Source organism: Elusimicrobiota bacterium (assembly GCA_016706425.1).
In the GTDB taxonomy this organism is placed as follows: Bacteria; Elusimicrobiota; Elusimicrobia; order FEN-1173; family FEN-1173; genus JADJJR01.
The window spans coordinates 306803-319217 of the sequence record JADJJR010000001.1 but is presented as its reverse complement, the minus strand read 5'-3'; the positions used below and the strand labels follow the sequence as shown (position 1 = coordinate 319217).

The 12415-nt window shown below is 64.0% G+C and carries 12 protein-coding genes and 1 tRNA gene; 1 reads left to right on the top strand and 12 read right to left on the bottom strand.

Going from position 1 to position 12415, the window contains the following annotated elements; translation table 11 throughout:
• Position 1: 1 nt before the first annotated feature.
• From IPI56_01340 to IPI56_01290, 11 genes are all read right to left on the bottom strand, one after another.
• Positions 2-1210 carry an argininosuccinate synthase gene (locus IPI56_01340; protein MBK7544385.1) on the bottom strand — a complete coding sequence of 403 codons (1209 nt, stop codon included), beginning with the start codon at positions 1208-1210 and terminating at the stop codon, positions 2-4.
• 61 nt (positions 1211-1271) lie between these two features.
• Positions 1272-1976: a DNA alkylation repair protein gene (locus IPI56_01335; protein ID MBK7544384.1), complete on the bottom strand. Its 705-nt coding sequence runs from the start codon at positions 1974-1976 to the stop codon at positions 1272-1274.
• Between the two features lie 56 nt (positions 1977-2032).
• Positions 2033-4282, bottom strand: coding sequence for a methyltransferase domain-containing protein (locus tag IPI56_01330; GenBank protein ID MBK7544383.1), 2250 nt, complete (start codon positions 4280-4282; stop codon positions 2033-2035).
• Positions 4279-4977, bottom strand: a complete 699-nt coding sequence (gene cysE / locus IPI56_01325) for a serine O-acetyltransferase (protein ID MBK7544382.1) — start codon at positions 4975-4977, stop codon at positions 4279-4281. Before cysE ends, IPI56_01330 begins: the two co-directional genes overlap by 4 nt.
• Entirely contained in the window at positions 4977-5930 is a 954-nt protein-coding gene (gene cysK, locus IPI56_01320; GenBank protein MBK7544381.1) for a cysteine synthase A, read from the bottom strand. The genes cysE and cysK overlap by 1 nt, the downstream gene beginning before the upstream one ends.
• Entirely contained in the window at positions 5927-7138 is a 1212-nt protein-coding gene (locus IPI56_01315; GenBank protein ID MBK7544380.1) for an aspartate aminotransferase family protein, read from the bottom strand. The genes cysK and IPI56_01315 overlap by 4 nt, the downstream gene beginning before the upstream one ends.
• Positions 7135-7896, bottom strand: a complete 762-nt coding sequence (gene argB, locus IPI56_01310) for an acetylglutamate kinase (protein MBK7544379.1) — start codon at positions 7894-7896, stop codon at positions 7135-7137. Before argB ends, IPI56_01315 begins: the two co-directional genes overlap by 4 nt.
• A gap of 3 nt (positions 7897-7899) precedes the next feature.
• Positions 7900-8475 (bottom strand): 16S rRNA (guanine(966)-N(2))-methyltransferase RsmD, encoded by a 576-nt coding sequence (gene rsmD / locus IPI56_01305; protein MBK7544378.1) that lies wholly within the window; start codon positions 8473-8475, stop codon positions 7900-7902.
• A 160-nt stretch (positions 8476-8635) separates the two neighbouring features.
• A tRNA-Ala gene (locus tag IPI56_01300) sits at positions 8636-8708 on the bottom strand.
• Positions 8709-8816: 108 nt separating this feature from the next.
• Complete coding sequence (locus IPI56_01295; GenBank protein ID MBK7544377.1) at positions 8817-9332, bottom strand: nucleoside-diphosphate kinase; 516 nt, start codon at positions 9330-9332, stop codon at positions 8817-8819.
• A 67-nt stretch (positions 9333-9399) separates the two neighbouring features.
• Positions 9400-10470 carry a hypothetical protein gene (locus IPI56_01290; protein ID MBK7544376.1) on the bottom strand — a complete coding sequence of 357 codons (1071 nt, stop codon included), beginning with the start codon at positions 10468-10470 and terminating at the stop codon, positions 9400-9402.
• 63 nt (positions 10471-10533) lie between these two features.
• On the opposite strand from IPI56_01290, the gene IPI56_01285 reads away from it, so the two are divergent.
• The gene (locus tag IPI56_01285) at positions 10534-11082 is read left to right on the top strand and encodes a DUF922 domain-containing protein (GenBank protein MBK7544375.1); all 549 of its coding nucleotides are present in this window, start codon (positions 10534-10536) and stop codon (positions 11080-11082) included.
• A gap of 1 nt (position 11083) precedes the next feature.
• Here the strand turns inward: IPI56_01285 and IPI56_01280 are convergent, their stop codons facing one another.
• Positions 11084-12403, bottom strand: coding sequence for a phosphoribosylamine--glycine ligase (locus IPI56_01280; GenBank protein MBK7544374.1), 1320 nt, complete (start codon positions 12401-12403; stop codon positions 11084-11086).
• Positions 12404-12415: the final 12 nt, after the last annotated feature.

Genomic DNA, 12415 nt, shown 5'->3' with positions numbered 1-12415 from the left:
CCTACACGCGCCCTTTGCGCAGCAGGGCGGCGACTTTGATGGGCAAGCCGAAGAGGTTGATAAACCCCTCCGCGTCCCCCTGGTTGTAGATGTCCTCGGCTTCGAAGCTCGCGAGCTTCTGCCAATAGAGAGAATGGGGCGACGTGCGGCCTTGGACGGTGATGTTCCCCTTGTAAAGTTTCAATTTGACGCGCCCGGTGACGAATTTTTGCGTGTCGTCGATGAACGCGTCCAGCGCGCGGCGCAGGGGGGTGTGCCACTGCCCGTTGTAGACGAGTTCGGCGTAGCGGGGCCCGATGAGCTCCTTCGCGTGGGCCGTGTCGCGGTCCAGGACAAGGGACTCGATCTCTTTGTGGGCGAAATACAACACGGTCGCCGCCGGGGCCTCGTAAACACCGCGGGATTTCATACCCACCAGCCGGTTTTCAACGATGTCGATGCGGCCGACGCCGTTGCGCCCGGCGATCCTGTTCAGCGTCTGCACCAGGGTCACGGGGTTGAGGTTTTTGCCGTTCACGGCCACGGGGACGCCCTTCACGAAATCGATGGAAACGTATTCCGGCCGGTTCGGCGCCTTTTCGGGCGATACCGTCAGTTCGAACATATCGTCCTTGTACGGGTGGTCCGGGTCCTCCAACACGCCGCCTTCGTAGGAAATGTGCCAGAGGTTGGCGTCGGAGGAATAGGGTTTCGCCTTGGTCACCGTCACGGGGATGTTGTGCCGCCGGGCGTATTGGATCTCGTCCTCCCGGCCTTTGAACTCCCACTCCCGCCAGGGGGCGAGTATGCCGAGTTCGGGGGCGACGGCTTTGAACGTCAGTTCGAACCGCACCTGGTCGTTGCCCTTGCCCGTGGCGCCGTGGCTGACGGCGTCGGCCTTTTCCTTGCGGGCGATCTCGGCCACTTTTTCGGCGATGATCGGACGGGCGATGGAGGTCCCGAGCAAATAGCGGCCTTCGTAGAGGGCCTGGGCCTTGAGTTGGGGCCAGAGGCACTCGGTGACGAACTCCTCCCGGGCGTCGATGACGTAGGCTTTGGAGGCCCCGGTGGCCAGGGCGCGTTTCTTCAACCGGGGGTAGTCTTCGGCTTGCCCCACGTCCACGCAACAGGCGATGACCTCGCAGTTGTATTTTTCTTTGATCCAACGCAACATCACGGAGGTGTCCAGGCCCCCGGAATAGGCGACGACCACGCGGCGATAGTTCTTCATAAGAAAGAAAACTCCTTAGATGTGATAAAAGGAAGGCGAATTCGCACTTAAAGCCTTGATTTTACCGCTTTTTGCCCCCTCGGACAAGGACGGGGGGTGTGTTTAAAAAAGCCCGGCGCCGGGGCTCGGGAAACCGCTCGATGGCGTACCGCAGGGCCGTCCGGGGCATGCGCGCCGCGTGGCGGCGAAGAAACGATTCCAGGGTCCGGACCGAGACCCGTTTCCCAACTTCCCTTAACATCCAGCCGACGGCCTTGTGCATGAGGTCGTGGGGGTCCGTGAGTAACCGCCGCGCCAGGCGGAGCGCCGGTTCGGCGTCCCCCTCTCGGGTGAAATGGAACGTGGCCACCATGGCCACCCGCCGGCGCCAGAGATGGGGGGAGCCGGCCAACCGATCCAGGAGGGACCGATCCCGTCCCAGGGCGGCCCCGACCAGGTCGGGGGCCGTGGCGTCCACCAAATCCCAATTGTTGACGCGGTCGAGGTGTTTCAAATAAAAGGCGTGGCACCGGCGGCGTTCCATCGGCCCCCCGCGCCGGAAGCGATCCACGAGGATGAGGAGCCCCGTCAACCGGTCCTCGTGGTGGGGACTGTGAAGCAATTGGGCCGTTTCGGCAAAAGGCAGGTCACGGTGGTTGCGGGCGACGCGGCGCTGGCGCGGCACCGTAACGCCCAAAAAACGGTCGCCTTCCCCGTACTGGCCCGGTCCCGTTTTAAAAAATCCCGCGAGCCCCCGGGCTTTTTCCGCCGAGGCGAGGGCGCGCAACGCCCGCTGAACCGCCCGGGCCGAAAGAGCGCCGTGCCGGGGCCTGCCTGTCCGGATCAAACGGGTATTTTTAGGAGCGGCACCAACTCCCGGTGGATATTGACCTCCGCCTCCAGATCGGCGAACAGGGAGTGGTGCCCCCAATAAACGCGGTGGAGCGGGATGTGGTCCGGGGAAAACCGGAACGGACCGCACCGCCGCGCGAAATCGCCCATGGCGGCCAACTCCCGACGGACGAAATCCCGGGAGAAAACAAAGGGCTTGTCCTCGAGCCAGGTGCCGTAGGTCCCCTCGCGCAGCAGCGTAAGCAGCTCGGTGTAGTTAAAAGCGGGATTGTCCGAAGTGTAGCCCAAGGCGCGGCAGGTTCGCCCGAACGTTTCCAAATCTCCGTTCAGGGCGGCGAGGCTTTGCGTTTTGGAGAGGTTGATGAACTCGCGCGACCACCGCTTGGTGAAACCAAAATCCAGGAAACACACCCGGCCGCCCGGCAAGAACAGATAGTTGCCCGGGTGGGGGTCCGCGTTGAAGGCGCAGTGGCGGTGGATGGAGGTGACCGCCATGCGGGTGATGACCGTGGCCGCGCGGTTCTTCGCCGCCCTGTCGGCCCGCGCGGCGAAGGCGGCGAACCGTTCGCCCTGAACGTAATCCATGGTCAAGAGCCCCGACGTGGAAAGATCGCGGTGGACGGCCGGGATCACGATCTCGGGATCGTCGGCGAACACGCGGGCGAAGGTGTCCTGGTGGTCGGCTTCGCGGGAAAAATCGCACTCCGCCAGAATCAGCCGTTGCAGTTCCTCCAGGACTTCTTTCGCGTTGCCGATGTTCAAGAGCCCTTTGAGGAAGGGAGCGACAAAACGCAGAAGCGAAATGTCCGACCGGACGGCTTCCGCGATGCCCGGGTATTTGACCTTGACCACCACCCAGCGCCCATCGCGCCGGCGCGCGAGGTGCAACTGGCTGATGCTGGCGGCGGCGATGGGCGCGTCGACGAATTCCAGGAACGCGTCGCGGAGGGGGCGGCCCAACTCGGCCTCGATGATTTGGCGGATGCGCGCGGGCGCGATGGGCGCGGCGTGGTCCTGCAGGTTTTTGAGTTTTTCGCGCACGGGCGCGGGGAGGGATTCGCCCACATAGCTCAGCATCTGACCGAACTTCATCAAGGGGCCCTTGAGCCGCCCGAGTTCCCCCGTCAAAACGTCGCCGAATCGCTCCAGGGCCTGGGCTTCGGATTCGCGGTGGCGGCGGCGCGCGGTTTCCTCGGCGCGGCGCGCCCGCTCCACCCGTCGGCGCCAATAGGCCGCCCGCACAAAGAGGCGCAGCGCCCGGGCGCCGCGCGCCAGCGTCGACACGGGCAATCGACGGCGGAACGGCGCGTCGTGAAAGAGGGCCATCCATTGTTTCGCCGCCACCGCGACCGGCGGGGTGGAAGAAAAGGGGTCCGGCCCGAAGCCGCCCAACCCGAAAAAGAGGCGCATTTCCTCCAAATCGTTCTTGTAGCGGGGCGACAGGGCCTCCGCCAGGGACCGCAGGCGTTCCGCCGTCGGCGCGGGCAAGGGTCGATCTTCGGTTTTCAACACCACCAGAAACGGAATCCGGAACGTCGTCAAGAGGCGCGCCGACGGCGGCAGGCAGCGGGCCGCGAGCGCCTCGAACTCCTCCCGGGTGAAAGCCGCCCGCAGGGAGCGTTCATAATCCCTTGAGAACAAATGCGGTTGGTGGTCGGCGTTCATGTAGGAGAAGAAGAGCACGGACCGCAGGGATTTGAGGCGCCCAAAGTCGATGAGGTACAGAGCGCCGTCGGGACGCAACACGCGCGTGACTTCCCGGAGGGTTTTTTCCAGATGGGCCTGGGTCGGCAAATGGTGGAAAGCGAGGGTGCTGATCACCCCGTCCACGCTGTGGTCGGGGAACGCCACAAGCCGCGTCATGTCCTGCTTGCGGAACTCGACGTTGGAAAGGCCCCGGGCCGCCGCGTGGTCCCGCGCCTCCTTCAACATTTCATCGGACAGGTCCACGCCGATGAAGCGGGTGGCCGGGTTGAGCTCGGCGATCTGGACCAATTGGGTTGCCGGACCGCACCCCAGGTCCAGCACCGTGCCCCGGCCTTGAACGACCTGGCTGATGCGGGAGGTTTGGTAAAGGTAATGGGCGGCCATGACGCCGTCGATGCGCCCGGCGACGCGGTAGGCTTCGACCTGGTCTTTTTCGTCCATCACGAGGTCCGGTTCGGGCTCGCGGGGGAATCGCCGCTTCCCCAGCCACTCGCGAAGGAAGGTCGGCAACATGGAAAGGCGGGGCAGGGTCATATGGCGAAATCTTCCCCGTGCCAGACCCCGTGGTCCGGGGTCGGGATGGGACGGCCGCGGGCGCCGGCGGGGCCCTTTTTCTCAAGCTGTTCAACACGCGCCACCAGGGCGGCCAGGGAGTCGCCCAACACGTCGGGCAACCGCCCGTGCTCCAAATCCGGCCCGGTGGCGGGCGCGTGGGGTTTGCGTTTAATGATTTCGCCCGGCACGCCCACCACGACGGAATCGGCGGGAACGGATTTGACCACCACGGCGTTGGCGCCGATGCGGCAACGCTCGCCGATCGTGACCGCGCCCAACACCTTGGCCCCGGCGCCGACGACGACGCCGTCCTCCAGCGTCGGGTGGCGCTTTCCCTTCGTCAGCGTGGTGCCCCCCAGGGTGACCCCCTGGTACAGGGTGACCCCCGCGCCGATTTCCGTGGTTTCGCCGATGACGACCCCCTGGCCGTGGTCGATGAAAAGTCCGGGGCCGATCCGGGCCCCGGGATGGATTTCAATGCCCGTGAAAAAACGCACGAATTGCGACAACCACCGGGCGGGGAACGTCCATCCCCACCCCCACAACCGGTGGGCGAGGCGGTGCCACCACACGGCGTGCAGCCCGGGGTAGCAGAAAAAGACCTCCCAAAACCCGCGCGCCGCGGGGTCGCGTTCCTGCGCCGCCTTGATGTCCGTCCGGATGGGCCAGGGCATCAAATCGCCTGCTGCTGATTCTCCTCGAACAAGGGCGCGTACAAGGCGGTGCTCAGGTACCGCTCGCCGAAGGACGGAATGATCACGACGATCAGCTTGCCTTTCATTTCGACGCGCTCGGCCACCCGCAGGGCCGCCCACACCGCCGCCCCGGAGGAAATTCCCCCGAGAATGCCTTCTTCGCGCGCCAGGCGGCGGGCGACGGCGAAGGCGTCGTCGTTGCGAACGCGGATTACTTCGTCGTAGGATTTCACATCCAAAATGGGCGGCACGAACCCCGCGCCGATGCCTTGAATGGGGTGGGGCCCTTTGGCCCCGCCGGACAACACGGGGGACGCGTCCGGCTCAATGGCGAAGCTTTTGAAAGAGGGCTTTTTGGCCTTGAGGGCCTGGCTGACGCCGGTGAGGGTGCCCCCCGTACCGACGCCGGCCACCAGGGCGTCCACGCGGCCGTCGGTGTCTTTCCAGATCTCCTCAGCGGTGGTCCGGCGGTGAACGTCGACGTTCGCCACGTTCTTAAACTGTTGCGGCATGAAGGCGTTGGGGTCCTCGGCGACGAGCTCCTCGGCCTTGCGGACGGCGCCGATCATGCCCTCCGCCCCGGGGGTCAAAACAAGTTCCGCCCCGTAGGCGCGCAGCAGGACACGCCGTTCCTTGCTCATGGTCTCGGGCATGGTGAGCGTCAGCTTGTAGCCGCGCGCCGCGCACACCATGGCGAGGGCGATGCCCGTGTTGCCGCTGGTGGGTTCAATGATGACGGTCCCGGGCTTGATGCGCCCCTCGCGCTCGGCGGCGTCGATCATGGCCACACCGATGCGGTCTTTAACGCTGTGGGCGGGATTCATGAATTCCAATTTGGCGGCGACGGTGGCCTCCAGCCCCTGGGTCAACCGGTTGAGGCGGACCAGCGGGGTGTTCCCGACCACGGCGGTGATGTCGCGGGCGATGTTCATTGTCTTTTCCTTTCGTGCGGGAGAAAATCCTTCAGGGTTTTCTTGAGCAACGCGAGCCCTCGTCGGGCGTCGGCTTCGGACAAAATCAAGGGCGGCAACAGCCGCAACACCCGGTCGGCGGTGCAATTGATCAAGAGGCCGTTCTTCCGCGCGCGGGTCACGAAGTCGGCGCCGGGCCGGTCCAATTCCAAACCCAGCATGTGGCCCGCGCCGCGGACGTCCAGGAGGAAAGGCATCGTTGTTTTCCAACTGTCAATTTCCCGGCGCATCCGACCGGCCACGCGGCGCGCCCGGGCCAGGGCGGATGGGCTTAAGGCGGCGAGGACCGCCCGGGCGGCCCGGCAGGGCACGGCTCCGCCTCCGAACGTCGAGGCGTGGTCCCCGGGTTGGAGCAAATCGGCGATTTCCTTTTTGGCGAGGATCGCGCCGATGGGCAACCCGTTGGCGAGGCCCTTGGCGGACGTCAACACATCGGGCACGACCCCCGCGGGCATGAGCGCGCGGTTTTGATAGGCGTACAACGTCCCCGTGCGGCCCAGGCCGGTCTGAACTTCGTCGAACATCAGGAGCAATTTGTTCTTGCGGCAAAGCGCGGCCAGCCCGGCAAAGAACGCCGGCGACGCCACCCGCACGCCGCCCTCGCCCTGGATCGGTTCGACCAACACGGCGCAGGTTTTCGGGGTCAACGCCGCGCGCACCGAGGCGAGATCTCCGTAGAGGGCCACCTTGAACCCCGGGACGAGCGGGCCGAAATTCGCCTGGTACTTTTTCTGCGGCGTGGCCGACAGGGCCCCCAGGGTCCGCCCGTGGAAAGCGTGGTCGAAAACGATGATCTCGTGCCGGGGGCCACGCGGGCCCGGTCGCATCGCGCCGAACCGACGGGCCAGTTTGATCGCCCCCTCGTTGGCCTCCGCACCGGAATTGCAGAAGAACACGCGCCCGCCAAAGGTGCGCCGGGACAGTTCCCGCGCCAGGTCCTGTTGCGGTCCCGTGTAATACAGGTTCGAGGTGTGCAGCAGGGTTTTGACTTGTTGGGTCACGGCCCGGGCGACGCCGGGGTGAGCGTGGCCCAAATTGCAAACGGCCAAGCCCGAGAAGAAATCCAAGTATTTGTGGCCGCGGTCGTCCCAGAGCCAGGGGCCGCGCCCCCGCACGAAGGTGACGGGCTGGCGTTTGTAAGTGTTGAAGAGGTACGGAGGCGTCGTCACGGCAGGATCCGTGTGCCCGACAGCGCGGCGAGACCGGCCCGGCCGTCGACGATGTTGATTTCCCGAACGCCTTTTTTAATGGCCGATCGGCAGGAGAGGAGCTTGGGGATCATGCCGCCCTTCACGACTTCGGCATCGATGAGCCGCTGGATGTCGCGGGTGCGGATTTCGGGGATCGTTCTTTTCGCGTCGTCCAACACCCCGGGCACGTCGGTCAGGTAGACCAGCCGCCGGGCCTTGAGGGCCACGGCCACGGCCGCGGCGGCCTCGTCGGCGTTCACGTTGAGGGCCCGTTGACCGGGCCCTTCGGCGACGGAGGAAAGCACCGGCAGGTACCCCGCGCCGAGCAGGGTTTTCAAGAGCGCGCCGTCGGCCTTGTCGGGTTCGCCCACCCGGCCCAACCCCGGCACCGGCTTGGCCCGCAGCAGCCGGCCGTCCCGGCCCGAGAGACCCACGGCCCGGGCGCCGAAACCGGTCAATTCCCCGACCAAATTCTTGTTCACCTGCCCCGACAACACGCCTTCCACCACGGCCATGGCGGCTTCGTCGGTCACGCGCCGGCCGTTGACCCATTGGGATTGGATGCCCATCTTGTCGAGCGCGGAGTTAATTTCCGGGCCCCCCCCGTGCACCAGCACCAGACCGTTCTTGCGGGCGATCCGGGCGGCCTCGGCCAAAAAGCCGGTCCGCGCCGTCGCGTCCGAGAGCAGGCTCCCGCCGAATTTCACCACCCACACGTCGTTGGTTTTTTTTGCCATGGGTCAGGCCTTTCGTTGAAAAAACGTCAGCACGCTGTCGCCGTAATCTTTTTCACGGAAAATCGTCCAACCCGCGGGCAGGGGGGCCGTGGGTTCTTTCTTGTGGTGCTGGCCGATGACCCAGGTGTCCGGCGTCGCGAGCCCCGCTTCCCCGAGCGCCGCCAGGGTGGGCAACGTCAAGGCGAGGGGGATTTTTTTCTCGTCTTTATAAGGCGGGCCCAAAAAAACGATGTCGAAGGGCCGCGCGCCCACGAACCGCAACTCCCGCACGGCGTCGGCGCGGATCACCTGGGCCCGAGACGAAAACCCCAGGTGGGCGAGGTTGTCCTCCACCATGCGGCAGGAGTCCCGGCTCGCGTCCACAAAAACGACTTCGGAGGCCCCGTTGGAGAGCGCCTCGATCCCCACGGTGCCCGTGCCGGCGTACAAATCCAGGAAACGGGTGCCCGCCAAGCGCGGGCGCAGGATGTCAAAGAGGGATTTGCGGATCCGGGCCAGGATGGGCCGAACCTCCGGCCCCCGGGGTCGCGCCTTTATGTACCGCCCGCCCGCCTCGCCCGACTGAATTCGAAGGACCATGCGTCTCCCGAAACCAAAAAACCCAACCCGCGTTGGGTTGGGTTTTGTTATTTCAAATCGAACTCAATAGATGGTGGAGCTGATCGCGGTTTTCGGCCTAACGGCCTCCAACCATTCCCTCGGCTCCCTCGCCTCGGTCAGGATCGAACTCAATAAATTGTGGAGCTGATCGGGATCGAACCGACGACCTCCTGCATGCCATGCAGGCGCTCTCCCAGCTGAGCTACAGCCCCGTCCTGGTCTTTCCAACATCCCGACCCAGATGATCGGGGCCGCGGCAGGCGGCGAAGCGGTATTTTACCCCATCCCCGGCCGAAAATCCACCCCGGCGATGGAGCGGGTCAGGCCCAGACCGTCGCTTCGGCGGCGGCGAGGGTGGATTTCTTGGTGGGATAGATCTCGGTGACGATCTCGTCCGGCTTGAACCAAAGCTTGATTTCCCGTTCGGCGTCCTTGGCGTCGGAGGAGGCGTGGATCACATTTTCAAACACGCCTTTCGTCGTGATGCGGCCGAAGGAACCCCGGATCGAAACCGAATCCGCCTCTTCGGGGTTGGTGGCGCCGGCGATCTCCCGCACTTTTTTAATGGCGTTGGGGCCTTTGTACACCAGGGCCATCACGCGTTCAAACTCCGGACCGTAGGGCTTGCCCTGGATGTACTCGATCAAATCGTTAAAGAACGGCTTTTCTTTCAGGTGCTGATAATGGGCTTCCGCCAGCTCCCGGGAGACGCGGACCACCTTCGCCCCCACAATCATGAAACGCGCCTCGGCGAGCTTCGTTAAAATGTTGCCCGTCAACGATTTTTTCAAACCGTCCGGTTTCACAATCACCAACGTCACTTCGGTTTCGGCCATAAAAAAGGGTCCTCCGTGGATTAGGTGTCCAGGATACCAAACCCGGGCGGGGGTCGTCAACGAAGGGCTATTTCTGGGCGATGATGAAAAGGAGGGAGGTGTCCAGCATCATCCAGACCAGGGACAGGATGAGCACGATCTCCACCGCGATGAAGAAGTTGGTGGAGATGAAGTCGCGGGCGGAATTGTACGACTGCTCAATGCGCTCGAGCTTGGTGTCCACGGCCTTGGACAGTTCGTCGATGTCGAATTCCTTCTCGACGTTCTTGTAAATGGTGCGCAGATGCCAGTCCGAGTCGATGCGTGGGATGTTGGTCTGCACGTTGTGCAGGCTGTCCACGATGGCCAGCTTGTCCCGGACGAAGTCCATGGCTTCCCGGGAAAAACGCTGGTAGCTGCTCGGCATGGACCAGAATTTGTAGTACGGCGGTAATTTCGCCAGCACGCTCTGTGCCTGATCGATCTCTTTCTCCAGGAGGAAGTTGTAGGAGCGCAAGCTCCAGAACAGGGAATAGGCCAACCGAATCAACTCCAGAATCGTGTTCGATTCCTCGGAAGAAACCACGGCCCCGAACCGTTTAATAAGGATCAGTTCGTTTTCGTAATAGCCGAAGTTGCGCAGTTTTTCCTGTTCCAACACGAAATCGGAGAGGGCGTCGTAGTTGGGTTCCCCGGAAACGATGCCCGTCAACGCTTTTTGGTTTTTGGTGATGAATTCGGTCGCGTCGGCCACGGCGCCTTTTTCAAAAACAAAAACGGGGAAGGGGTCGACGTCTTCCAAGCGACGATCGTAGGCGTGGCTGGCGAACCGTTTGGCGCCGGCGATGACCTCGTCCACGCGCGAATGGGCCCACTCGGTGATGGACCGGGCGCCCACGGTCAACGCTTCGGCCCGGCAGGAGAGGGTGGCCAAAACATCCAAATCCCCCTCGGTGTCGAAGGTCAAACCCAATTGACCGACGCCGAATTTATAGATCTGCACCGTGAGGCGGACGTCGGTGAAGGCGCGCCCGCCGAACATCAGGTTTTCGATGGGGCGGCTGGAAATCTCTTTGGCGATGGCCTTGGCGTCGGCGCCCTCGAAATCGAGCTCCAACCCCAGGTCAAAGGGGATCAAGATGTGAACGGTGGTCTTCATGGTGTCACCCTGGATAAAGGGTAAACCCGGAGGCGGGGTCTGTCAATATAATAAAATCGCCCCGTGAAGACGGTTTTGTTTCTTCTGTTTACGGGACTCGGCGTCGCGCGCGCCGAGGAGGGCGTACGCCTGCCGGCGTCCACAACCACCGTGCGAACCGGGGGCGCTGTCAAAGTCGTTTACCCTTTCGGGGCGGTGACGGTGCCCAAGAGCGCCGTCGCCGTTGCCCCCGTGGACGCTCCGACGGAAAAGGGCCCTTTGCAGGCCCAGACCCGGGGCCGATTCCACTTCAACTACGCGCTGGAGCGGCGCGGAAGGCGGGTGGTCGTGCGTCGCGTGCGGGTCTGGGTCGCCAACCGGGAAACCTACCACGCCGCCCCCACCGAACGCCTGCGGGAACACGAGGCCATGCACGTTCGCATCAACGAACGCGAAGCCCGCCGCATCGAAAAGGTTTTGAGGGGCTTCGCGACGGCGGGTTCGTTGGACGCCGCGGAAAAAGAGCTGAAGGCGCGCTTCAACGCGGAGGTCGAGGGCGTGCGCCGGCTCCACGCCGACTGGGACGAAAACCACGTGTTCCCCCTCGACCCGCCGGCGGACGAGACGGAATGATTTAGAGGTACCCCCAGGTGCGCAACAGGTCGCCGTCGCGGCGCCAGCGCTCCCCGATGTCGGTGCGGTAGAACATGTTGGGAATGACCACGTTGCGCACGCGCGAATAGGCTTCGCGCATGGCGTCCTCCATGGTGGCGCCCGACCCCGTGCACACGAGCGCGTAGCCCGTCTCCCCGGCCAGGACCCAGTCGCCGTCCACCAATTTGATGTCCCCCGGCCAGAGCCCCTCGGTCATGGGTTTCTTGAAGACCACCACGGCGCCTTCCGAATATTTTTTGAAAGCCCCCGCGTCGTCGAAAGGGAACGGGGGCACCGCGATCACCACCCCCACCTGAAACCCTTTTTTCGTGCGCAGGGCGGGCGACTCCCCCTGGGCCAGGGCGTGGAAGAAATCCCCCCACTTGGACAGCACGCCCTCCATCTGGATGCAGAGGGTCGGGTACCCGAACCGGGGCGTGCATTCCAAGGGGTAAATCGCCCGGGGGGTCGCGATGCAATTGATGTCGAAATAGCCCACGTAGCCCGTGGGCGCCAGGCGGGCCGCCATTTTGGCCAGGGTCTCCCGGTAGAGGGGCCCGTCCCCGACCCAGAACATGGACGTGCCCATCTCGCCCGTGGAGGGACCGATGTCCCCGTTGAACATCTTCTTGTGCTCGAAATTGACGCACACCGGCAGGAGGAATTCTTTCCCGTTGAAAAACCCTCCCACCGCCACTTCCACGCCGCTCGCGAATTTTTGGATTTGAAATTGTTTGATCTGCTTCGACCAGCCGCGCTTGTAGCGCTCCAGGATGGCGGTGATGTCGTGCCCGTCGTCCTCCTGCCCGACGTAGGAGAGGACCTTTTCGCTCTGGGCCGATCCCGAAGGTTTGACCACGTAGCGGTCCGGGTGGGCTTTGACGAATTGGATGGCTTCCTCGAAACCGGAAAACGTCCAACTGGGCAACACCGTCAGGCCCGCGGCCTTGAGCTCCTCCTGCCCGAAGTCGCGGTCGTCCTCGAGCCGGTCCGAATACGGCGTGCCGCCGATCACGGCCTTGCCGTCGCGGCGGAGGGCTTCGGCGTCCTTGCCGAAGTCGGAATCGTCGAAGATCACCAGGTCCGCCCAGGCGCGGTGGGCTTTCCAGTCGTCGACCTTCTCGACGAAACCGTCCGAGACGTCCTTGTCCCCTTTGCTCTCGATGAAGTACCGCACCGCGTGGCCTTCCCCGAGCAATTGCCGGCACAGGTCCCCGACGCAACCGACGCGGGAGACGACCAGGATGTTGCGCCCGGCGGGGGTCGCGACCCGGTCGGGTTTACCGTTGCCTTCGCTCATACCATCATCTTA